The sequence below is a fragment of the Nocardioides sp. CCNWLW239 genome, assembly GCF_037137035.1.
In the GTDB taxonomy this organism is placed as follows: Bacteria; Actinomycetota; Actinomycetes; order Propionibacteriales; family Nocardioidaceae; genus Nocardioides.
Window position 1 is genome coordinate 127,930 of sequence record NZ_JBBBNW010000004.1, and the last position, 21,599, is coordinate 149,528.

Consider the following 21,599-nt stretch of genomic DNA (forward strand, 5'->3'; position numbering starts at 1 on the left):
CAGGCTTGATCGCATGACCACACTTTCGACCCACGTCCTCGACGCCGCTCTCGGACGGCCCGCGGCGGGGCTCGCGCTGATCCTCACCCGTCCCGACGGCAGCGCGCTCACCGCGACCACCGACGGCGACGGGCGGGTGCGGTTCGACGGCGAGATGTCGCCCGGACCGCACACGCTGGTCTTCGAGACCGGGCCCTGGTTCGCCGATCAGGACCGCGAGACGTTCTTCCCTGAGGTGAGCGTCGGGTTCACGGTCACGGCAGGCGAGCACCACCACGTCGCGCTCCTGCTCAGCCCGTTCGCCTACACGACCTACCGCGGCAGCTGAGCTCTGCCCGTCCTGAGGGCTACTTCCGGTAGGCCTTCAGCTCGGGATGCTCCGCATAGATCTCGTCGAGGATCGAGGTGTCGAACAGGTCCTCGGCCGAGACCTCCCATCCCGCAGCGGCGAGCGAGTCGATGGTCTGCTGCTGGCGCTCCGCGGAGATGGTGAGGAGGCCGTTCTTCTCGGTCTCCGGCGTCGAGATCAGCTGCTGCGACACCTCGAGGCCGCGCTCGACCTTCGCCGGGTCGAGCTCGCCGAAGCTGGCCTCGAGCCCGTCGGAGTCGCCGGCCGCCTCCTCGAAGTGGGTGGTGACGACCTCGACCACCTCGTCGCCGGGGTTCCGGAAGGTCTCGGTCCAGCCCTTGATCTCGGCGATCAGCAGCGCCTCGAGGAGATCGCGGTTCTCGGCGAGATACTGGTCGGTGACCGTGTAGGTCTGAGCGACGTACGGCAGGCCGTTGTCGGCGAAGGGCAGATCTTTGACCTCGTGGCCGGCGAGCTCGAAGATGATCGACTCGTCGGTCAGTTCGGCCACGAACCCGTCGAGCCCGCCGTCGACCAACGGCCTCGCATCGAACTCGGCCGGGACGATCGTGATGTCGTTCTTCTGCTCCTCGAGCCCGTTGGCCGCGAGCAACGCCCGGAGGATGTCGATGTCGGCGTCCCGGACGCCGATCCTCTTGCCCACGAGGTCGGCCGGCGTCGCGATGCCGGCACCCTCGAGGGAGACGATCGTGAGCGGGTTCTTCTGGAGGGTCGCGCCGATGATCTTCAGCTTCGCGTCCTGCTCGGCGATGACGGAGCCGACCGCGGCTGCGTCGCTGATGGCGACCTGGACCTTGCCGGAGAGGAGCTGGGCGACACCCTCACCGGGACCGGAGATGCCGTTGACCGCGTCGAAGTCGGCTTCCTCGTAGTAGCCCTTGTCTTCGGCGTAGAACTGGCCGGCGTAGTCCTCGTCCTTGATCCAGGAGTAGTGCATCGAGACGGTGCCGAAACCCGGGTCGCTGCCGCCACCGTCGGGCTCGGAGCCGCAGGCGGCCAGCGTGGTGGCGACGCTGATCACGACAGCGAGCACGACAGCCCGGCATCGCCCGGACGTACGCAGCAAGGCCCGGGAGCCTGAGGTCGACATCGAGACGAGATCCCTTCGGGGAGTTCAGACGGATTCGGGGCACGGTAGCCAGCGGAGGTTGCCGGACGGCACCGCCGATCCCGCGGCCGGGTGAACCTTTCGCGTCGTCGACCGGACGGCGTCGACTGGACGGCGTCGACTGGACAGGGATGCCGCGGCTGGGGTCTAGTTGCCCGACGCGCGTACGCCCCGAGCCTCGACCGTTATCGGTTCGTGATCGCGCCGAGACCGCTCGGTGACCTGCTGACCGGGTTGGGGCAGTCAGGTCGTACGCCGCAGGAGCGGCGGGTGCAGGTGCTCGGCGGAACCCCGCCGGAAGAGCTGAGCCGGCCGACCGCCATCGCGTGTGGTCGTGGCACCCGTGGGCTCGAGAAAAGCCTCCGTCTTGGTGACCTTGCGATGGAAGTTGCGGGGGTCGAGGCGCTCGCCCCAGACGATCTCGTAGACCCGGCGCAGCTCGGCGACGGTGAACTCCTCGGCACAGAAGGCCGCCCCCAGAGGCGAGTACTCGAGCTTGGAGCGCGCCCGCTCGACGCCGTCGCGGAGGATCGCGGCATGGTCGAAGGCGAGGCCGTCGCCGGCGAGCAGGGAGTCGACCGGGCGCCACTGCGCGTCGGCCGCGTCCGACCCCGCCGCCGGCACCGGAAGATCGGGCGCCAGCGCGAGGTAGGCGACCGTCACGACCCGCGCCCTCGGGTCCCGCCCCGGAGCGCCGTACGTCGCCAGCTGCTCGACATGGACGCTTCCCGGCCGCACGCCGGTCTCCTCGGCGAGCTCGCGCGCCGCCGCCTCCTCGAGGCCCTCGTCGTCGAGGACGAACCCGCCCGGAAGCGCCCAGGCCCCCCGATAGGGCTCGATGCCGCGACGTACGACCAGGGCGCAGAGCGCGTCGTCGCGGACGGTGAGCACGACGAGGTCCACACTCACCGCGAACTTGGGGCACTCCACGTGGCAGACCCTAGATGATTCTGCCCTCGGCGATCGCGCCAGCGGCCACAGCCAGGTCGGCCACCCCCGCGGCGAGCTCGTCGGGGCGGTCGGTGGCCAGGTCCAGATGGAAGCCGAACAGCGAGGAGTCGACGAGCGTGACGATCCGGCCCGCACGCTCAGCCGGCGCACCGCAGGCGGTGATGTAGTCGCGCAGCGCGGCGTACCACAGCTCGTTGGTCTCCTTGACGACCGAGCGGTAGGGCTCCATCCCGATCAGTCCGGTCGCGGCCGCCTGCAGGTAGATCTGCAGGCAGCTGTGCAGCGGCTCGCTGCGGTAGGAGCGCCACAGCGCCTCCACCCCGGAACGTACGTCGGCGGCCGGCTCCATCGCTCCGATCGCAGCAACGGAGAGCTCGTTGGTCCGCGCCACCACCGCGGCGACCAGCTCGTCGCGGCCGCCGAAGTGGTAGATCAGCATCCGGTCGCTGGTGCCGATCGCGGCCGCCAGGGGACGCAGGGTCAGCCCGATCAGCCCGTGCTTGTGCACGTGCTCGACCACCTGCCCGAGGAGCTCCTCCTTGCGGTCCATGAAAAGCATTATGCCGAACATGTAGCGACTGCTACATTTCTCGGTGATGTAGCGGTCGCTACACACGCCCCCAGGAGGACCCGACCATGTACGCCGCCACCCTGCTCGTCGTCGCGATCGCGATCGAGGTCGTCAGCACCGCGCTGCTCCCGCGCACCGAAGGGTTTCGCAACGTTCCCTGGTCGGTCGCGGTCGTGGCCGGCTACGGCGTCTCGATCTGGCTGCTGTCCGTGGTCGTCGAGCGGATGCCGGTCTCGGTGGCGTACGCCATCTGGTCCGGCCTCGGCACCGCCCTGGTCGCCGCCATCGGCGTGATGTTCCTCGGCGAGCACCTCACCGCCGCGAAGGCCGGCTTCCTGGCGATGATCGTCGTCGGCGTGGTCGGGCTGAACCTCTCCGGCGCCCACTGACCGCGCCGACGAGAGCTCAGATCGCCGCGGCCGCAGCCCTTCCCGCCGTACGTCCTGAGAACAGGCACCCGCCGAGGAAGGTGCCCTCGAGCGCGTTGTAGCCCATCATCCCGCCGCCGCCGAAGCCGGAGACCTCACCGGCCGCGTAGAGCCCGGGCAGCGGGGTGCCGGCCGAGGTCAGGCAGCGGCCCGACAGGTCTGTCTCCAGCCCGCCGAGGGTCTTGCGGGAGAGGATGTGCAGCTTGACCGCGATCAACGGGCCGGCGGCGGGGTCGAGGATCCGGTGGGGCTTGGCGGTGCGCTGCAGCTTGTCGCCGCGGTAGTGACGGGCGGCGTACAGCGCGGTGATCTGGGCGTCCTTGGTGAAGTTGTTGGCGATCTCGCGGTCGCGGGCCTCGATGATCCGCCTGAGCTCCGGCTCCGAGATCTGCGGCCCCGTCGGGTCCTTCTCGGCGAGCCCGTTCATGCCGTGGACCAGGGCGGTGAGGTTCTCGGCGACCACGAAGTCCTCCCCGTGCTCCATGAAGCTCTTCACCGGACCCGGCCCCTTGCGCGCCCGCTCGGCGAGCAGCTTGATGTCCTTGCCGGTCAGGTCCGGGTTCTGCTCCGAGCCGGAGAGCGCGAACTCCTTCTTGATGATCTTCTCGGTGAGCACGAACCAGGAGTAGTCGTAGCCGGTCTGGCGCAGGTGCTTGAGCGTGCCGAGGGTGTCGAAGCCAGGGAAGAACGGCGCCGGCAGCCGCTTGCCGGTCGCGTCCAACCACAGCGACGACGGGCCGGGAAGGATCCGGATGCCGTGGTTGGCCCAGATCGAGTCCCAGTTGCGGATGCCCTCGACGTAGTGCCACATCCGGTCGTCGTTGATGATCCGGGCACCGGTCGCCGCGGTGATCTCCAGCATCCGGCCGTCCACGTGTGCCGGGACACCGGAGACCATCGACGCGGGCGGGGTGCCGAGCCGTGCCGGCCAGTGCTTGCGCACCAGGTCGTGGTTGCCGCCGATGCCTCCGGAGGTGACGATCACGGCCTGCCCGCGGAGCTCGAAGTCCTCGACCTCCGTGCGGGAGGACGCCTGCCCCCGCTCGATGCCGCTCGGCTCGAGCACCTTGCCGCTGACGCCGACGGCCGCGCCGTCCTCGACCAGCACCTGGTCGACGCGGTGCCGGAAGGCGAAGCTGATCCGGCCGGTGTCCGCGTGGGCGCGCACCCGCCGCTCGAACGGCTCGACCACGCCCGGACCGGTCCCCCAGGTGATGTGGAAGCGCGGCACGGAGTTGCCGTGACCGTCGGCACGGCCGTCACCGCGCTCGGCCCAGCCGACGACCGGGAAGATCCGGTGGCCCATCTGGTGCAGCCAGGACCGCTTCTCGCCGGCCGCGAAGTCGAGGTAGGCCTCGGCCCAGCGCCGCGGCCACAGGTCCTCGTCGCGGTCGAACTGGGCGGATCCCATCCAGTCCTGGAGCGCGAGCTCGGGTGAGTCCTTGATCCCCATCCGGCGCTGCTCGGGACTGTCGACGAGGAAGAGCCCGCCGAGGCTCCAGAAGGCCTGGCCGCCCAGCGACTGCTCGGGCTCCTGGTCGACCAGGAGAACACTCTTCCCCGCGTCGGCGACCTCGGCCGCCGCTGCCAGGCCGGCGAGGCCGGCTCCCACCACGATCACGTCGGCGCGTTGCCGGATGTCCCGCTGGATGTCCGCAGTCATGTCGGCAGATCCTGCCACCTTTCCTACCGACGAGTACATGAAACCTGTCGCCTGACCGTTCCGCCTGATGGACAGTTGCCGGACTCGCACCCGGAAGCGACAGTCGATCGGCGTCCGAGCGGATAGATTTTTTGCTCGTGATCGACCCCAAGGTGATGGCCAAGAGGCAGCAGAAGTGGGTCCAACGCGGCATCGACCGCACCGAGGCCTGGCTGGGCCGTAGCGGCAGCAGACTCGGCCCGCTGATCCCGCACATCGCCACCGCCGGAGTGCTCACCGGGGACGAGGACCACGGCTGGGTCCCCCAGGGCCTGGCCTACTCTCCCGAGGCCGAGCTCCTCCTGCAGGGCTACCACGGCGACAAGCTCGGCTCCGCCCTCGCCCTGGTCGACAAGCCGTCCGGCGAGCTCATCAACGCCGTCTACCTGGGCGGACCGAAGGGCAGCGTCAGCGGCCCGGTCAACGCCGGCGGCGTCGCGGTCATCGGCGACGAGGTCTATGTGTGCCGCGAGGGCAACCCACCTCGCCTCTACCGCTACTCGCTGACCCAGATCGTCCACGCCGAACCGCTCTCGACGGTCTCGACCGTCTCCCCCCTGGTCGCACTCGCCGCCGGCTCCTACCTCGCAGCCGCGAAGGACCTGCTCTACGTCGGGTCGCACGCCAACAACCGCCTCTACAAATACATCCGCAAGGACGACTCCTGGCAGATCAAGACACCGATCGGCGTCCGCACCCCGGTCGGCACCCAGGGCGTCGTGGTCCGGGAGGAGGAGTACGTCTTCAGCGTCTCCCGCGGCCCGGCCAAGCGCAGTCAGCTCATCGTGCAGGACCGCGTCACGATCAGGCCCCGCGCCGTCCAGTGGCTGCCCAATCTGGCCGAAGGCATCGCCGAGGTCGGCGACGAGTTCTTCGTCACCTACCAGTCCGGCGCCCGGCTCTACGCGCGGCTCTACGCCCGCGGCACCTCCCGAGGCCAGACCTGGCCCTCGGCGCACATGACGCGCACGCCCCTGGCCAAGCTGGGTCTGGAGCCCCGGAAGGCGGCGGACGCCTGAGCCCTGATCAGGCGGGCCAGTCGGTGATGTCGGCGTACTCCTCGCCGTGCCGCTTCAGCCACCCCGCCACGTAGGGGCAGTGCGGAATGATCCGCTTCCCCTTCGCCTTCACATCGGCCAGCGCGAACGCCACCAGCTTCGAGGCCAGTCCCTGGCCGTTGTAGGCCTCCTTGACCTCGGTGTGCACGAAGTCCACGTGCTCGTCGTCGGGCAGCCGGTAGGCCGCGAGCCCCGCAACCGTCTCCCCGTCGAGGATCTCGTAGCGGTGCCTGGCCGGATTGTCCACGTACTCGATGTCGGTCACGGGTTCATTCTTCACGGTCCGGCAAGGGCTTGCCAGTGTGGTCGCTCACAGGGTCGGCGGGCGCCCGGCACGACCGACCCACCGGGGCGTCACGGCCCGATATGCGTCGTACGCCTCCCCGAACCCGCGCGACATCGCCAGCTCCTCCGCGGGAATCTGGGTGCGATCGATGACGGCGACGAATGCCGCGACGGGGAGGAACGACAACAGGCCGCCGCGATACACCGCGTGAGCGGCAAGGAGCCCGGTCATGCCGACGTACATCGGGTTGCGGGTGTAGCGGAACGGGCCTTCGGTGACGACCGCGGTCGCACGCTCGGGCTCGAGAGGGTTGAACGTGGTGTCCTTGTGCTTGAACGCACGGGCCGCGCTGCCTGCGACGTAGACCGACCCGGCCGCGACGAGCCCGGCCGCGACGGACCGCACGATCGTCGGCCGGCGGCCCCGGGCGAGCAGATGCTGGGCGACCAGACCTGCGGCGACGTAGACGGGCGGCGGCACCTTCGGCATACCGACCACCGTAACTCCGCCCGGCGGCACCGCCCCCCCTCTTTCTTGGGTATGCCCGATCAGTGCAGGAGCGCGCGGACCAGGCGCTCGGCGACGTCCGGGGCGGGCTCGGTGCGTTCGAGGGAGTGGAGCACGAAGCCGCCGACCAGGGCGCGTACGAACTCCGTGACCGGCAGATCGGCAGGCAGCTGGCCGGCAGCGACAGCGGTCTCGATGCGAGTGGAGACGGTGGCGGTGATGCCGAGCGCGTCGTTGAGGCGGGTGCCGATGTCGGGGTTCTCGCAGGCGGCCGCGACGAGCGATCGGACGAGACTGTCGTTGCCGGGCTGAGCGCCGAGGTCGACGAGACTCTGCATCCAGGTGATCAGGTCGGCGCGGATGTCACCCGTGTCGGGAACCACCGGATGATCCGGGAGCAGCGTGTCCTCGATCAGGGCGTCGGCCACGACCGCGCTCTTCGAGGACCACCACCGGTAGATGGTCTGCTTGGAGACGCCTGCCTCTGCCGCGATGCCCTCGATGGTGAGGTGGTCGTAGCCCTGGGTCGCGAAGAGCCGCCCGGTCGCGTCGAGGACCGCCATGCGGGCCTCCTCGCTGCGTACGGCACCTCGACGGCGCACTCCTGCTGAGGCTGACATGCACGGCATCCTATGAGATCGCGCGGTCGGTGGCGGCCCATCCCGAGGGCGCTGGTGTGACGCATCACTCGCTCCGTCATCCTTGTCCACCGGCGTACAGATGATTAACTGGACGCACCGTTGCGAATTACCGGAGGGATGCCGCCATGGCGGAGCTGTTGTATCGACTGGGCAAGACGGCTGCGCGCCGCGCCTGGCTGGTGATCCTTGCCTGGGTGCTGGCGCTGTCCGGCGCCGCCGGAGCGTACGTCGCCTGGTCAGGCGAGCTCACCACCAGCTTCGACATCCCGGGGCTGCCCTCGTCCGAGGTCGTCGACGAGCTCCAGGAAGGGCTGCCCGACCTGGCCGGCGGTACCGGCACGATCGTCTTCCAGACCACGGACGGCACCCCGCTGAGCGAGACCCAGAAGGAGGAGATCCAGGCCCTGGTCACCAGCGCCGAGGACCTCCCCGACGTCGCCGCGGTCACCGACCCGTTCCGGACCGAGGCCCAGCGCGAGGCTCAGGCCGAGAAGGTCACCGCAGGCCTGGCCAGGCTCGAGGCCGGCCAGACCCAGCTCGACCACGCCCAGGCCAGGCTCGACAAGGCGCAGGCCGACATCGACAAGGCCCTCGCCCGAACCCAGGCGGCGGGGATGCCGACCACGCAGATCGACGCCCAGCAGGCCGCTCTCGACAAGCAGCAGTCGAAGCTCGACGACAGCGCAGCCGATCTCGAGGCCAACGTCGCCGCGGCGAAGAACGGCGCCGACCTGCTGGAGCTCTCCGAGGAGATCCGGATGGTCTCCGCGGACGGGTCGGCCGCTCTCGTCAACGTCGCCTACTCCGTCGGCCGCCTGGAGATGTCCGAGGAGACCAAGAAGGCCACCGTCGACCACTTCACCGACAACCCGATCGAAGGGGTCGAGGTCGGCGTCTCCGCCGACATCTCCCAGGAGGCACCCAACCCGATGGGACCGGGTGAGATCGTCGGGGTCGGCGTCGCCGCCGTCGTCCTCCTGGTCATGCTGGGCACGATCATCGGCGCGGGCGTCCCGCTGGTCACCGCGCTGACCGGCGTCGGCATCGGCGCGCTCGGCGCGCTCTCCCTCTCCGGCGTCGTCCAGATGGCCTCGATGACTCCGATCCTGGGCCTGATGCTCGGCCTGGCTGTCGGCATCGACTACTCGCTCTTCATCCTCAACCGGCACCGCAAGCAGCTGCTCCACGGCACCGACGTCACCGAGTCGATCGCACTGGCCAACGGCACCGCCGGCACTGCCGTGGTCTTCGCCGGGTCCACCGTGATCGTCGCGCTGGTCGCACTCAACATGACCGGCATCCCGTTCCTCGGCCTGATGGGCTCGGTCGGCGCCGCCTGCGTGGCGATCGCCGTCCTGGTCGCGATCACCCTGACCCCGGCCGTCCTGGGCCTGGTCGGCGGCCGCATCGTCTCCAAGCGCGCCCGCAAGAAGGTCGCGAAGCAGGATGCCGCCGAGGCCCACGCCAGGCCGATGCCGACCTGGCGTGCGCTGCTCACGGTGGTCGCCTCCGTGGTCGCTCTGCTCGCCCTCGCCGTTCCCGCGCTGGACATGCGGCTCGGTCTGCCCGACGGCGGCTCCGAGCCGGAGGGCTCCCTGGCCAAGACCGCCTACACGATCACCGAGGACAGCTTCGGAGCCGGTGCCAACGGGCCGCTCTTGGTCGCCGCCGACCTGCCCGAGGGACTCAGCGAGGCCGGCGTCCAGCAGGCTCAGCTGATCGTTGCCAAGGCCCTGGCGGACCTCGACGACGTACGTGCCGTGGCTCCGGCCGCGGTCTCCGAGGACGGTCGCACGGCCGCCTTCCAGGTCGTCCCCGAGGAGGGCCCCAACAGCGTCTCGACCAACGAGCTCGTCAATACGATCCGGGACATGCCGGCCGTCAACGGCGACATCACGCTCGGCGTCGCCGGCGCCACCGCGGTCGCGATCGACGTGTCCCAGGGGCTCAACGACGTGCTCCTCCCCTACCTCGGCGTCGTCGTCGGCCTCTCCCTGCTGATCCTGATCCTGGTCTTCCGCTCGATCCTGGTCCCCCTCATCGCGACCGGCGGTTTCGTGCTCTCGCTGCTAGCGACCTACGGGGTGGTGGTCGCGGTCTTCCAGCAGGGCATCGTCACGGACCTGATCGGCGTCGACCTCGCCGATCGCCTCGGGCTCGCCTTCGAGACCGGTCCCATCCTGAGCTTCCTGCCGATCCTGCTCGTGGGGATCCTCTTCGGCCTGGCGATGGACTACCAGCTGTTCCTGGCCTCGGGGATGCGGGAGGCGTACGTCCACGGCGCCCCGCCCCGCGTAGCGGTCGCCCAAGGGTTCCGTGCCGGGCGTTCGGTCGTGATCGCGGCCGGCCTGATCATGGTCTCCGTCTTCGGCGGGTTCGTCTTCGCCGAGTCGGTGATGATCCGCTCGATGGGCTTCGGCCTCGCGCTCGGGGTGCTGCTCGACGCGTTCATCGTCCGGATGCTGCTGATGCCGGCGCTGATGCACCTGCTCGGCCGCTCGGCGTGGTGGCTGCCGAGGTGGCTCGACCGCATCCTCCCGAACGTGGACGTCGAGGGCGCGGCGCTCGAGCGTGCCCACGGCGGCCCTGCCGAAGCCGGAGAGGCCCCGGTCACGCGGGAGAAGGTCTCGGTCTGAGGAGGTTGTGAAGCCCAGAGTGACCCATAGGCCACGCTCAGCTTCACAACCCCGGACCGTCGGTGGCCCCCGGTAGGGTCACGTGCGTGAGTGAGACGAACCCGGAGCTGGATGTCCTGCGCCGCGTCTTCGGCTACGACGAGTTCCGCGGCGACCAGGCGGAGATCGTCTCGCACGTGGCCGCGGGCGGAGACGCCCTTGTCCTGATGCCGACCGGCGGCGGAAAGTCGCTGTGCTACCAGATCCCGTCCCTGGTGAGGCCTGGGACCGGGGTGGTCATCTCGCCGCTGATCGCGCTGATGCAGGACCAGGTCGACGCGCTCTCCGCGCTCGGCGTGCGGGCCGGCTTCCTCAACTCCACCCAGATGCCCCACGAGCGGCAGCAGGTGGAGAAGGCGCTGCTCGCCGGCGAGCTCGACATGCTCTATCTGGCCCCGGAGCGGCTGCGGGTGCCCGAGACCGGGCGGCTGCTCGACCAGGCCAAGATCTCGCTCTTCGCGATCGACGAGGCCCACTGTGTCTCGCAGTGGGGCCACGACTTCCGGCCCGACTACCTGCAGCTCTCCCACCTGCACGAGCGCTGGCCGGAGGTGCCGCGGATCGCGCTGACCGCAACCGCCACCGCCGAGACCCGCCGCGAGATCGCCTCCAGGCTCGACCTCGAGGACGCCCGCCACTTCGTGGCGTCCTTCGACCGGCCCAACATCCAATACCGGATCGCCCCGAAGGACAAGCCCGCCAAGCAGCTTCTCGACCTGATCCGCACCGAGCACCCCGGCGAGGCCGGCATCGTCTACTGCCTCTCCCGCAACTCGGTCGAGCGCACCGCCGCGACCCTGGTCGGCGCCGGGATCCCAGCCCTCCCCTACCACGCGGGACTCGACGCCCGGACCCGCGCGCAGAACCAGTCCCGCTTCCTGCGCGAGGACGGCATCGTCATGGTCGCGACGATCGCCTTCGGGATGGGGATCGACAAGCCGGACGTGCGCTTCGTGGCCCACCTCGACCTGCCCAAGTCGGTCGAGGGCTACTACCAGGAGACCGGCCGGGCGGGGCGCGACGGGCAGCCGTCGACCGCATGGCTGGCCTACGGCCTGGCCGATGTGGTCCAGCAGCGGCAGATGATCGAGACCTCCGAGGGCGACCGTGCCCACAAGCACCGGCTCGGCCAGCATCTCAACGCGATGCTGGCTCTCTGCGAGACCGTCGACTGCCGGCGGGTGCAGCTGCTGCGCTACTTCGGGCAGTCCGCGGAGCCCTGCGGCAACTGCGACACCTGCCTGACGACGCCCGAGTCGTGGGACGGCACCGTCCCGGCGCAGAAGGTCCTCTCCACCGTCATCCGGCTCGACCGCGAGCGCAACGGACAGCGGTTCGGGGCGGGGCAGATCGTCGACATCCTGCGCGGCAAGGAGACCGAGAAGGTCCGTCAGTTCCGCCACGACGAGCTCTCCGTCTTCGGGATCGGCACCGATCTGCCCGAGGGTGACTGGCACTCCGTCATCCGTCAGCTCCTGGCTCGGGAGATGCTCGCGGTCGACACCCGCTACGGGGTCTTCTCGGTGACCGATGCAGCCGGCCCCGTGCTCCGCGGCGAGCAGCAGCTGATGCTCCGCAAGGAGCCGCCCCGGCAGGCCCGTCGCAGCGGCTCCGGCGAGCGCAAGCCCAAGGTGGCAGCCGCCGACCTCTCACCCGAGGCGGCGGAGGTATTCGAGCGGCTGCGCGCGTGGCGCGGTGAGGTCGCCAAGGAGCAGGGTGTGCCTGCCTACGTCGTCTTCCACGACGCCACGCTCCGCGAGATCGCCACTCGACTACCGTCGAGCCGCGACGAGCTCGGGACGATCAGCGGGATCGGCGAGGCGAAGCTGGAGAAATACGCCGACGGGGTGCTCGCCGTGCTGTGAGACCGGTCAGCGCTCGACGGCCTCACGCAGCAGACGGACCGCCTTGGGTCCGACACCGTGGAGCGGCAGCAGCGTGCTCAGGTCGTCCGGCAGGTCGGACAGGGTGCGATAGCCGGCCGCCAGCAACGCCCCTGTGGCCGGCCTGCCGATCGTCACACCGTCGAAGATCGGGCCGGCATCCTCGGTCGTCGACATGGAGATCAGGCTACGACGCATCGTGCCCGGCGGGGACAGTAACCTGCCCGCATGAGCATCGGACAGGCAGACGAGCGCGCGCTTCTCGAAGGAATGGTCGACATCCAGCGGGATGAGATCACCCGCATCCTCGAGGACCTCGACGACGAGGAGGCGCGACGGAAGCTGGTCCCGTCGCTCACCACTCCGCTGGGCCTGGTGAAGCACGCGACGTTCGTGGAGAAGGTGTGGTTCCACTCGCGCGTCGCGAACGTCCCGCGACAGGAGATCGGGCTGCCTGACACGGTCGACGAGAGCTTCGTGCTCGCCCCGGACGACACCGTGGAGTCCGTCCGGGCCGCTTATCTCGCCGCGTGCGACCACTCCCGCGAGGTCGCCGCCGCCCACGACCTGGGTGAGGAGTTCCCCTGGCACGGGAAGCAGGTGTCGCTGCGGTTCGTCTACGCCCACATGATCCAGGAGCTGGCCCGCCATGCTGGCCACGGCGACATCCTCGTCGAGCAGATCCGGGCGGCCCGACAGAGCAGCTGACCCAGGACGTCCGCTGCTGCTCGTCTCGCCCACCAGAAATCATTCGTACGCCGCCACGACCCTGCCGCAGAATGAATGACGTGCCGACCCTGAGCCAGTTCGCCGCCTTCGCGCTCGCGTCCGTCATCTTCATCCTGATCCCAGGCCCGAGCGTCCTCTTCGCGCTCGGCCGCGCCCTGACCGCAGGCCGCCGCGAGGCCGTGCTCGCCGTCGGCGGCAACGCGCTCGGCCAGTTCGGCCAGGTCCTGGCGGTGGCCGTCGGGCTCGGCGCGCTCGTGGCGGCCTCCGCGACCGCGTTCACCGTCGTGAAGCTCGTCGGTGCTGCGTACGTCGTCTATCTCGGCATCCAGGCGATCCGCCACCGCGGTGACGCCCGGGCCGCGCTCCACGGGGAGGACGTCGCCCGCACGACCGCGTGGGGCGCGATCCGCACCGGGATGATCGTCGGGGCGACCAACCCGAAGACGATCGTCTTCCACCTCGCCTTCCTGCCCCAGTTCATCGACGCCTCCGCGCCCGCCGTGCCCCAGATCCTCCTGCTCGGCGCGATCTTCTCGGCGATGGCCTTCGTCTGCGACTCCGGCTGGGTGCTCGCCGCCAGCCGGGCCAAGGCCTGGTTCGCCCGCAAGCCCAGGCGCCTCGACACCCTCGGCGCCGGCGGCGGGGTCCTCATGATCGGTCTCGGCGCGACCATGGCCACCGCCTCCCACGGCGCCTGACGAATTCCGGGGACAGGAGCGCGCCGGTCGCAGAGACTGGGACCATGCGGACTCCACTCTCGGGAATCGTCGCGGCCGCGATCGCCGCGCTCGCCATCGCCTCAGGACCCTCGGCCACCCCGGCCCACGCCGATGAGGAGCGTCAGGACCCGCTCCTGGCCTTCAACCACGCGTGGGCGATGGTCGACCGCGAGACCGCCGACGCGATCGAGCACTCCGACTTTCTGGGGCAGTTCGCCGACCGCCGGATCAGCACCGGCAACGACGGCACCTCGACCTGGACCGGTCGCTACCTGCTCGGCAAGGAGACCTATCTGGAGTTCTTCGGCCCTGGCGACGCCCCGGACGCGGTCGCCGGTGACACCGGGCTCGCCGTCTCGGCCGACAGGGACGGCGACCTGGCCACCGCCTCCGCCAACCTGCACGATCTCGGCGTCGACCCGGTCGAGTTCACCCAGGTGACCGACCTCGGCGACGGCAAGCCGATCCCGTGGTTCGACGTCACCTACACGACGGCCACCTACGACACTTTCTTCTCCTGGGCGATGGAGTATCGCGACGAGTTCCTCGAGGACCCCCGACTCTCGTTCCCGCCCGCCGCCTACGAGGGTGACGTCAGCCGCGACCGCTACAACCGCGATCGCTACCTCGACCACCAGATGCGCGACGTCATCGGCATACAGATCGCCACGACCGAGGCCGACATCGAGAAGATGGTCCCGCTGTGGCGCGCCGGCGGGATCACGATCCGTGTCCTGAAGGACGGCGGCGTCCTCGCGTTCGACGGGATGACCACGATCCGCCTGCTCCCGGTGCCTGCCGAGGAGGCCGGCGTACGCCACGTCGTCTTCGCCCTCAACGAGCCGGCCGAGGAGCCGCACACCGAGACGATCGGCGGCTCTACGCTGCACGTCGGCCCCGGGGCGTACGCGCTCTGGACCTTCGACCCCATCGAGGCCACGGCGACGCCCCGGTCCAACCGGTCCAGCGGGTCCGGGGAGCCGCTCCACCCCGCCTTCGGAGGCTGAGGTAGTAACCTCCGCAACGATGGCAGGGAACAGCCGACAGGCCGGCACGAGCGTGACCAGCCGGGCACTGGCGATCCTGAGCGCGTTCGACGAGCAGCACCGGGCGATGTCGCTCAGCGACATCGCCACGCGCGCGGACCTTCCGCTCGCCACGACGCATCGACTCCTGGGCGAGCTCTTCCGTTGGGGTGCGCTGGAGCGGCTGCCCTCCGGCGACTACGTCATCGGACGCAGGATCTGGGACATCGGCCATCTGGCACCTACCGAGACCGGGCTGCGCCAGGTGGCCGAACCGTTCCTGCACGACCTCTACGGCGCGACCCTCGCCACGGTGCACCTCGCCGTACGCGAGGGGACCGAGGTCGTCTATCTCGACCGGCTGCGCGGCAACCAGTCGGTCCCGGTCGTGAGCAAGGTCGGCGGGCGTCTGCCGCTGCACTCCACCGGGGTCGGCAAGGTCCTTCTCGCTCATGCGCCCGCCGATGTCCAGGACGCCGTGCTGGGGTCGCTCACCCGGATCACTCCTTACACGATCACCCAGCCCGGGACCCTGCGCAGGCAGCTGCGGCAGGTGCTCGAGAAGGGCTACGCCACCACGCGCGAGGAGATGACCCTGGGCGCCTGCTCCATCGCGGTCCCCATCCACCAGCACGATGAGGTCGTCGCCTCGCTCGGTCTGGTGGTCGCCTCGCTCAAGGGGAGCGAACAGCGGTTGTACGGCGCGCTCCGCGTCGCTGCTCAGTCGATCGGACGCCGTCTCTGAACGAGTTTCGGCCAGGTTTCCACTGGGCGAAAGCTGTGCTGGCGGTCACACGACCCGGACGGATTAGGTTCGTCCTATGAGTGTGTCCCCAACCACATCCCCCGCCGTCGCCGGCCACTCCCGGTCCCTGTGGCCGGTCATGCTGTGCTGGCTCGCCGTCGCGCTGGACGGCTACGACCTCGTGGTGCTCGGCGCGGTGATCCCGACCCTGGCCGAGACCGGCGCGCTCGGGTTCACCAAGGCGTCGTTGACCACCGCCGCCACCCTCGGTCTGGTCGGCGTCGGCATCGGTGCCGTCGTGATCGGCCCGCTCGCCGACCGGTTCGGCCGCCGGAAGACCCTGATCAGCAGCATCGCGCTGTTCTCGCTGCTCACCCTGGCCGTCGCCATCGCCCCGAACGCCACGGTGTTCATCACGCTCCGCTTCCTGGCCGGCCTGGGCTTGGGCGCCTGCCTGCCGACGGCGCTGGCGTTCATGAGCGAGCACGCCCGGCCGGGCCGCTCGGGCACCGCCATGACCCGGATGATGACCGGCTACCACGTCGGGGCCGTGCTCACCGCTCTGCTCGCGCTGTGGGTGATCCCGAACCTGGGCTGGGAGGCGATGTTCGTGATCGGCGGCATCGCCGGCCTGCTGACGGTCCCGGTGATGTGGGCGAAGCTGCCGGAGTCGCAGGCCTACCTCGAGACCGTCGAGGCCGAGAAGGTACGCCCCTCCGAGGTCGTGCGCGGCCGCCTGCTGTGGGTGAGCCTGGGGCTGTGGGCGGCGTCGTTCTGCGGACTGCTGCTGGTCTACGGCCTGAACACCTGGCTGCCGACCATCATGGGCGAGGCCGGCTACTCCCTCGAGGCCGGGCTCGGCCTGCTCCTCACCCTGAACGTCGGCGCCGTGATCGGACTCGTCCTCGCCGGCCTGATCTCCGACGCCAAGGGCAACAAGCCGACGGTTCTGATCTGGTTCGGCGTCGCCGCGGTGATGCTCGCGCTCTTGTCGATCAAGATGGAGAACACCTTCTTGGTCTACACCGCGGTGCTGGCCGCCGGCATCTTCGTCTTCAGCGCCCAGGTGCTGGTCTACGCCTTCGTCAGCCACCTCTATCCCGCTCGGATCCGCGGCACCGCGCTCGGCATGTCCGCGGGCATCGGTCGGGTCGGTGCCATCGTCGGCCCCTTCCTCGGCGGCGCCCTCCTCACCGCCGGCATCGCCTACCCGTGGGGCTTCTACGCCTTCGCCGGTGCCGCCGTGATCGCTCTGCTTGCCCTGCTCACCGTGCCCGCACACCCGGTCGAGGAGTCGGCCTAGCCGCCGAGCGCCGGGTGGAGGTGATCGGTCTCGATCGCGCTCCGGGCCTGCTCAGCGGCGGCCCGGAGCGCGACGGCAACCGGTTCCCTACGCAGCCGAGCGGCCAGGAACCCGGCCATGAACGCGTCGCCGGCGCCGTTCGTGTCGACGACGGTGGCCGGCACCGCGGCGACCTCGTGCCTCGTACCGTCCGCCTCGAGCGCGATCGCGCCCTGCGCGCCCAGGGTGCAGACCGCGAGGCGGGGGCCGCGGTCGAGGCACGAGGCCATCAGCGTCCACGGGTCGTCGGTGCCGTCGTCGTTCATGAACACGCCGTCGGCGGCGCGCAGGAACGGCTCGTGGAACGCCGCTGACCCGTCGTAGTCGTGCAGGTCCATCCACAACGGGGTCGGCGACGCCGGCATGGCCTCGAGCACCAGTCGGCCGAGCTCGCTCAGGTCGATCACCGCGAGATCCGCCGCCGAGACGGCGCTCGCCGCCGCCTCGACCGCGGCGGCTGACGGGGCCGAAGGCGTCGAGACGTACAGCGAGACCCGGCCTCCCCCGTCGGCCATCAGGTTGACGTGCCGCTCGGTCTGATCGCTGGCGATCGCCTCCACGACCACGCCTGCCTCGGTGAGCCGCCGTCGCAGGCGCGCGCCGTCCTCGTCGGCCCCGAGCGAAGCCCACAGACGTACGTCGACACCGAGCCCCGCCAGATGCAGGGCCTTGCCCGCGGACGTACCGCCGATCGTGTGCCACGAGCGTCGCGCGAACTGCATGTGCGGGACCGGCTCGGGCAGCTGGTCGAGCTCGATCAGGTGGTTCCAGGAGGCGGGGCCGCACACCACGACCCGCGGAGAGGGAGACATGCGCCTATTCAGCACCATGGACCACCGCCACGCACGTGATTATGAGCAGTTTGTTACCAATGGTAACGTTACGGTCAGTAACTTCACCGACGAGGAGGCCGGTCCATGAGCAGCTCGTTGCGTGTCCCTGCCGCCCGGCGGCGGAAGATGCTGGTCGCAGCAGGCGTGGAGATCGCCCGGGTCGAGGGCGGACGGGCCGTCACGCTCGCCCGAGTGGCCGAGGCCTGCGGTGTCTCCAAGCCGATCGCCTACCGCCTCTTCGACTCCCTTGCCGACCTGCTGACCCAGATGGAGCGGCAGATCGTGGCCGACTACGAGAGCGTCGTGGCCGACGCGCTCCACGAGGCCCAGCGAGAAGGGGCGTCTCCGACGGAGCTCCTGGAGATCCTGGCCCGGACCTATGTGGGCTACAGCCTCGGAGAAGGTGCTGTCTACGACACGGTCTCCGCCGCTCGGGCGGCGACCGAGGAGATCGAGGACCACTTCTTCGAGGTGCCGGAGACGTTCATCCTGCTCTGCCGGGAGATGTTCGCCGTCCCCGCAGGCGATGAGACCGCCCTGCTGGTGATGTTCCAGGGCGCAGCCGACAGCCTCGTCACCGCCATCCAGGCCGGCGCCGTCGAGCAGAAGGCTGCCATCGACCACCTGACCTCCCTCTTCACCCCGCTCGTCCGGAGCGGGTCCGGGAGACAGCCATGAACCCGTTGGCAGCGGTCGGCAGCGTCGTCGGGTTCGGGGTGGCGGGCTTCGACCCGTTCGGCGCGCTCATCGTCGTCCCGGCCCTGGCCACCGGTGCCCGGCGCCGGGTCATCCTGTTGTTCTTCGGAACCGCCTGGATCACCACCGTGCTGACCGGGATCGTGCTCGGCGAGTCCGTCCAGCACGTCGTCGACTGGCTCCGCAACCTGCTCGACGTGCCCGATCCGGTGCGCCTGACCGTGCAGCTGGCCATCGCCACCGGCCTCGGCCTGTGGGCAGCCCACCGATGGGCACACCGCAACGACACGAAGCCCGAGAAGACGAAGAGCTCGATGCTGGCCGGCCCCACCGGGATGAGCCTGATGGGCATCTTCTGGGGCGTGACCGCTCTGACCGACCCCAGCTTCTACGGCGTCGCGACGATCAGCGCGAGCATGTCGAGCCTGGTGGCCGTCGCCGCCGTCTTCACCGGGTGGTTCCTGATCAGCCAGGCCCCGCTGTGTCTCGTCGTGATCGCCCTGGCCGCCGGCAAGGACTCCCGCCCCGTCCGGCACGCGGTCGCCCTCGCCCGCAGGACCGCCCGGCCCGCGGCGTACGTGATGACCGTCCTGGTGGCCGCCATCTCGCTCCTCCTGCTGGTCAACGGGATGACCTATCTCGTCACGGGTACGTTCCGGCCGGTCTGATCGCTCAGCGGGAAGGTCGCCTGAGCCCGGCGATCAGGGTCAGCGCCGAGAAGCCGTCCTCGCTGCCCGGCCAGTGGGCCCGGACCGCGTCGATCCCGGCGCGACGGACGACGCCGCGCAGGACGGCGGCGACGATGATCGCATCGTCGGCATAGCCCAGCACCGGGATGAAGTCGGGCACCAGATCGATCGGCAGAGCCAGGTAGGCCATCAGCAGCCAGAGCCTGATCCGTACGCCGCGAGGCAGCGTCTTGTCGGCCGCGAGCCGGCGCAGCAGCCGCACCACATCAGGCAGGATCCGCATCGCCTCACGCAGCAGATCGCCACGCGGACGGACCACGAGCAGGGCGACGACGAGGCAGAGCCAGGAGAGCAGCAGCGCCGCGGCGATGCCGATCGCCAGGTCCCACCAATACGAACCGGTCATCCACACCCTCCGAGCTGCGTCGCACCGTGGCCGAGGCGCACCTGGTGATTCCATCACGGCGACCGAACGAAGCGGTCGTCGTCTCCGTCCTCGAGCAGTACGCTCGACGGACGCCGACCTGACCCCGACGTCGTGGTCCACGGAGGAACCCATGCCACTCACCAGAGTCCACAATCTCTCCATCTCGCTCGACGGCTTCGCGACGGGCGAGCCACAGTCGGCCGAGGCACCGTTCGGTCACGCCGGCGAGCGCCTGCACGAGTGGATGTTCGCGACCCGATTTTGGGACGACACCGGGGCCCAGGGCATCGACGATGCCTTCGCGCAGCGACACGGCCAAGGCATCGGCGCCGAGATCATGGGCGCGAACAAGTTCGGTCCGCCAGGTTGGCAGGACGACCTCGACTGGAAGGGCTGGTGGGGTCCCAACCCGCCGTTCCACTCGCCGACCTTCGTCCTCACCCATCGGCCACGTCCGCCGATGGAGATGGAGGGCGGCACCACCTTCTACTTCCTGGATGCTCCCCCAGCCGAAGCGCTGGCGGCCGCATTCGAAGCGGCCGACGGCCTGGATGTACGCATCGGTGGCGGCGCCACGGTGGTGCGAGACTTCGTCGCCGCCGGACTCGTCGACATGATGCACGTGGTCCAGGTCCCGATCGTCCTGGGTCGCGGCGTACGCCTCTGGGACGGCCTGGAGGGCACGGAGGACGACTACGACATCGAGGCGGTCTCCTCCCCCAGCGGCGTCACCCACCTGACCTTCACCCGCAAGGCCACTGTTCCGAACCCCTGACGAGGCGCCGCGACCGCGGGACCGGCGGCCTGCCCCGCGAAGACGATATTCTGCCGAGCATGAGTGAGCCGCTGGACGAAGGGCCGTTCTACCACGGCACGAAAGCCGATCTGCGACCTGGAGATCAGCTCACTGCCGGGTTCCCCTCGAACTATCGCCCCGAGATCCTGATGAACCACATCTACTTCACCGCCCTGCCGGACGGCGCCGGCCTCGCAGCCGAGCTCGCCGCAGGCGACGGGGAACCACGCGTCTATCGTGTCGAGCCGACCGGCGAGTTCGAGAACGATCCGAACGTCACGGACAAGAAGTTCCCCGGCAACCCGACCAGGTCCTACCGCAGCACGGAGCCGCTCCGGATCGTCGCGGAGGTCGCGGACTGGACACGACAGACGCCGGAGGCCCTGCAGTTGTGGCGCGACCGCCTGGCCGCCATGGGCGACGACGCCGAGATCATCAACTAGCCCGGCTACGCACTGGCTCTGCCCGCGCGATACTGCTGGGGACTGACCCCGTAGGCCCGCTTGAACGCGGCGCTGAACGAGAACGGGCTGCCGTAGCCGACCTGGCGGGCGAGCGCGGCGACGGTGGCGTCGGAGGAGACCAGCAGGTCGGCGGCGAGCGCGAGCCGCCAGCCGGCGAGATAGCTCATCGGCGGCTCACCGAGGAGCGCCGTGAACCGCCGGCCGAACGCCGCGCGGGACAGACCGACCTGCGCGGCAAGCTCCTCGACGGTCCACGGATGGGCTACCTCTTGGTGCAGGAGCGCGAGCGCCTCACCGACGGCCGGGTCGTGCTGGGCGCGAAACCATCCCGGAGCCTCGTCCCGGCGCCCGGCGAACCAGGTGCGGAGCGTCGAGATGAGCAGCACGTCGAGCAGCCGGTCCAGCAGTGCCCGCTGGCCGGGAGCCTCGATCTGCATCTCCTCGGCCAGCACGTTCAGCAGCGAGGTCGGCGCCTCCTCGTGGCCGAGGAGGACGACGTCCGGAAGCGCCGACAGCAGGGGGCGACTGGCCTCGCCGTCGCCTTCGTAGGTGCCGACGAGAAGCACGCAGTCACCGTCCGGGTCACCCCAGGTGCGGATCCCGAGCGACCGCTCGTCCCAGAGTGCGCGACCGTCGTCGGCGCTGTTGCAGCGGCCTCCCGGATACACCACGACGTCGGGCGGCGTAGCGGGATCGTCCGCGACCGTGTAGTGGTCCGGGCCGAGCACGACCGCCACCTGCCCGGCCTCCACCCGCAGCGGCGGCCGCTCGTCGTGGCAGATCCAGGCGGAGCCCCGGAGCACCGCGAACACGGTGAGCGGTGCCTCGTCCTCGTTGCGCAACGACCAGGGCGGGTCCAGCAGCATCCGGAGCAGGAACGCACCCCGTGCGCGCGGGCCGTCGAGCAGCGCCTCCAGGACATCCACACCCTGCAGGCTATCGGCGCGGACGGAT

At 70.0% G+C, this 21,599-nt stretch carries 25 protein-coding genes; 14 read left to right on the plus strand and 11 right to left on the minus strand.

What is annotated here, in order from left to right:
- The first annotated feature begins 13 nt into the window (after positions 1–13).
- On the plus strand, positions 14–328 hold the full coding sequence (uraH, locus tag WBG06_RS17620; RefSeq protein ID WP_336738228.1) for a hydroxyisourate hydrolase: 315 nt from the start codon (positions 14–16) through the stop codon (positions 326–328).
- Between the two features lie 19 nt (positions 329–347).
- On the opposite strand, the gene WBG06_RS17625 is transcribed toward uraH, so the two are convergent.
- The 3 genes from WBG06_RS17625 to WBG06_RS17635 form a co-directional block, all read right to left on the minus strand.
- Positions 348–1,460, minus strand: coding sequence for an ABC transporter substrate-binding protein (locus WBG06_RS17625; RefSeq protein WP_336738229.1), 1,113 nt, complete (start codon positions 1,458–1,460; stop codon positions 348–350).
- 261 nt (positions 1,461–1,721) lie between these two features.
- Entirely contained in the window at positions 1,722–2,408 is a 687-nt protein-coding gene (locus tag WBG06_RS17630; protein ID WP_336738230.1) for an NUDIX hydrolase, read from the minus strand.
- Between the two features lie 10 nt (positions 2,409–2,418).
- Positions 2,419–2,979, minus strand: a complete 561-nt coding sequence (locus WBG06_RS17635) for a TetR/AcrR family transcriptional regulator (RefSeq protein WP_336738231.1) — start codon at positions 2,977–2,979, stop codon at positions 2,419–2,421.
- A gap of 86 nt (positions 2,980–3,065) precedes the next feature.
- Between WBG06_RS17635 and WBG06_RS17640 the strand changes: the two genes are divergently transcribed.
- Positions 3,066–3,389 (plus strand): DMT family transporter, encoded by a 324-nt coding sequence (locus WBG06_RS17640; RefSeq protein WP_336738232.1) that lies wholly within the window; start codon positions 3,066–3,068, stop codon positions 3,387–3,389.
- 16 nt (positions 3,390–3,405) lie between these two features.
- Here the strand turns inward: WBG06_RS17640 and WBG06_RS17645 are convergent, their stop codons facing one another.
- Positions 3,406–5,091, minus strand: a complete 1,686-nt coding sequence (locus WBG06_RS17645; RefSeq protein ID WP_336738233.1) for an FAD-binding dehydrogenase — start codon at positions 5,089–5,091, stop codon at positions 3,406–3,408.
- A gap of 137 nt (positions 5,092–5,228) precedes the next feature.
- Between WBG06_RS17645 and WBG06_RS17650 the strand changes: the two genes are divergently transcribed.
- Positions 5,229–6,149, plus strand: coding sequence for a hypothetical protein (locus tag WBG06_RS17650; RefSeq protein WP_336738234.1), 921 nt, complete (start codon positions 5,229–5,231; stop codon positions 6,147–6,149).
- Between the two features lie 7 nt (positions 6,150–6,156).
- Here the strand turns inward: WBG06_RS17650 and WBG06_RS17655 are convergent, their stop codons facing one another.
- The 3 genes from WBG06_RS17655 to WBG06_RS17665 are packed head-to-tail and all read right to left on the minus strand — an operon-like array spanning position 6,157 to position 7,601.
- Complete coding sequence (locus tag WBG06_RS17655) at positions 6,157–6,453, minus strand: GNAT family N-acetyltransferase (protein ID WP_336738235.1); 297 nt, start codon at positions 6,451–6,453, stop codon at positions 6,157–6,159.
- Positions 6,454–6,498: 45 nt separating this feature from the next.
- The gene (locus WBG06_RS17660; RefSeq protein WP_336738236.1) at positions 6,499–6,963 is read right to left on the minus strand and encodes a methyltransferase family protein; all 465 of its coding nucleotides are present in this window, start codon (positions 6,961–6,963) and stop codon (positions 6,499–6,501) included.
- Between the two features lie 59 nt (positions 6,964–7,022).
- Entirely contained in the window at positions 7,023–7,601 is a 579-nt protein-coding gene (locus WBG06_RS17665; RefSeq protein WP_336738237.1) for a TetR/AcrR family transcriptional regulator, read from the minus strand.
- A 146-nt stretch (positions 7,602–7,747) separates the two neighbouring features.
- On the opposite strand from WBG06_RS17665, the gene WBG06_RS17670 reads away from it, so the two are divergent.
- Together WBG06_RS17670 and recQ are read left to right on the plus strand one after the other, a co-directional pair.
- Positions 7,748–10,258: an MMPL family transporter gene (locus tag WBG06_RS17670; RefSeq protein WP_336738238.1), complete on the plus strand. Its 2,511-nt coding sequence runs from the start codon at positions 7,748–7,750 to the stop codon at positions 10,256–10,258.
- An 86-nt stretch (positions 10,259–10,344) separates the two neighbouring features.
- Positions 10,345–12,162, plus strand: coding sequence for a DNA helicase RecQ (gene recQ, locus WBG06_RS17675; RefSeq protein WP_336738239.1), 1,818 nt, complete (start codon positions 10,345–10,347; stop codon positions 12,160–12,162).
- Between the two features lie 6 nt (positions 12,163–12,168).
- Here recQ and WBG06_RS17680 read toward each other — a convergent pair whose 3' ends face one another.
- Complete coding sequence (locus WBG06_RS17680) at positions 12,169–12,357, minus strand: helix-hairpin-helix domain-containing protein (RefSeq protein ID WP_336738240.1); 189 nt, start codon at positions 12,355–12,357, stop codon at positions 12,169–12,171.
- Between the two features lie 51 nt (positions 12,358–12,408).
- Between WBG06_RS17680 and WBG06_RS17685 the strand changes: the two genes are divergently transcribed.
- The 5 genes from WBG06_RS17685 (at position 12,409) to WBG06_RS17705 (ending at position 16,701) form a co-directional block, all read left to right on the plus strand.
- The gene (locus WBG06_RS17685; protein ID WP_336738241.1) at positions 12,409–12,888 is read left to right on the plus strand and encodes a DinB family protein; all 480 of its coding nucleotides are present in this window, start codon (positions 12,409–12,411) and stop codon (positions 12,886–12,888) included.
- Between the two features lie 71 nt (positions 12,889–12,959).
- Positions 12,960–13,607: a LysE family translocator gene (locus tag WBG06_RS17690; protein WP_336738242.1), complete on the plus strand. Its 648-nt coding sequence runs from the start codon at positions 12,960–12,962 to the stop codon at positions 13,605–13,607.
- A 44-nt stretch (positions 13,608–13,651) separates the two neighbouring features.
- A complete protein-coding gene (locus WBG06_RS17695; protein WP_336738243.1) occupies positions 13,652–14,635 on the plus strand; it encodes a DUF5829 family protein in 984 nt (327 codons plus the stop codon).
- Positions 14,636–14,654: 19 nt separating this feature from the next.
- Positions 14,655–15,398 (plus strand): IclR family transcriptional regulator, encoded by a 744-nt coding sequence (locus WBG06_RS17700; protein ID WP_336738244.1) that lies wholly within the window; start codon positions 14,655–14,657, stop codon positions 15,396–15,398.
- Between the two features lie 76 nt (positions 15,399–15,474).
- On the plus strand, positions 15,475–16,701 hold the full coding sequence (locus WBG06_RS17705) for an MFS transporter (RefSeq protein ID WP_336738245.1): 1,227 nt from the start codon (positions 15,475–15,477) through the stop codon (positions 16,699–16,701).
- On the opposite strand, the gene WBG06_RS17710 is transcribed toward WBG06_RS17705, so the two are convergent.
- Positions 16,698–17,552 carry a carbohydrate kinase family protein gene (locus WBG06_RS17710; protein WP_336738246.1) on the minus strand — a complete coding sequence of 285 codons (855 nt, stop codon included), beginning with the start codon at positions 17,550–17,552 and terminating at the stop codon, positions 16,698–16,700. The two genes, WBG06_RS17705 and WBG06_RS17710, sit on opposite strands and share 4 nt — an antisense overlap.
- Positions 17,553–17,657: 105 nt before the next feature.
- Between WBG06_RS17710 and WBG06_RS17715 the strand changes: the two genes are divergently transcribed.
- Positions 17,658–18,251 (plus strand): TetR/AcrR family transcriptional regulator, encoded by a 594-nt coding sequence (locus WBG06_RS17715; RefSeq protein WP_336738247.1) that lies wholly within the window; start codon positions 17,658–17,660, stop codon positions 18,249–18,251.
- Complete coding sequence (locus WBG06_RS17720; RefSeq protein ID WP_336738249.1) at positions 18,248–18,937, plus strand: hypothetical protein; 690 nt, start codon at positions 18,248–18,250, stop codon at positions 18,935–18,937. The genes WBG06_RS17715 and WBG06_RS17720 overlap by 4 nt, the downstream gene beginning before the upstream one ends.
- Positions 18,938–18,941: 4 nt before the next feature.
- Here the strand turns inward: WBG06_RS17720 and WBG06_RS17725 are convergent, their stop codons facing one another.
- Entirely contained in the window at positions 18,942–19,364 is a 423-nt protein-coding gene (locus WBG06_RS17725) for a YkvA family protein (RefSeq protein WP_336738250.1), read from the minus strand.
- Between the two features lie 151 nt (positions 19,365–19,515).
- Here WBG06_RS17725 and WBG06_RS17730 point away from each other — a divergent pair, with 151 nt between their 5' ends.
- Both WBG06_RS17730 and arr read left to right on the plus strand, forming a co-directional pair.
- The gene (locus tag WBG06_RS17730; RefSeq protein WP_336738251.1) at positions 19,516–20,160 is read left to right on the plus strand and encodes a dihydrofolate reductase family protein; all 645 of its coding nucleotides are present in this window, start codon (positions 19,516–19,518) and stop codon (positions 20,158–20,160) included.
- 59 nt (positions 20,161–20,219) lie between these two features.
- The gene (gene arr, locus WBG06_RS17735; RefSeq protein ID WP_336738253.1) at positions 20,220–20,624 is read left to right on the plus strand and encodes an NAD(+)--rifampin ADP-ribosyltransferase; all 405 of its coding nucleotides are present in this window, start codon (positions 20,220–20,222) and stop codon (positions 20,622–20,624) included.
- A gap of 5 nt (positions 20,625–20,629) precedes the next feature.
- On the opposite strand, the gene WBG06_RS17740 is transcribed toward arr, so the two are convergent.
- Positions 20,630–21,571: an AraC family transcriptional regulator gene (locus tag WBG06_RS17740; protein WP_336738254.1), complete on the minus strand. Its 942-nt coding sequence runs from the start codon at positions 21,569–21,571 to the stop codon at positions 20,630–20,632.
- Between the last annotated feature and the right edge of the window lie 28 nt (positions 21,572–21,599).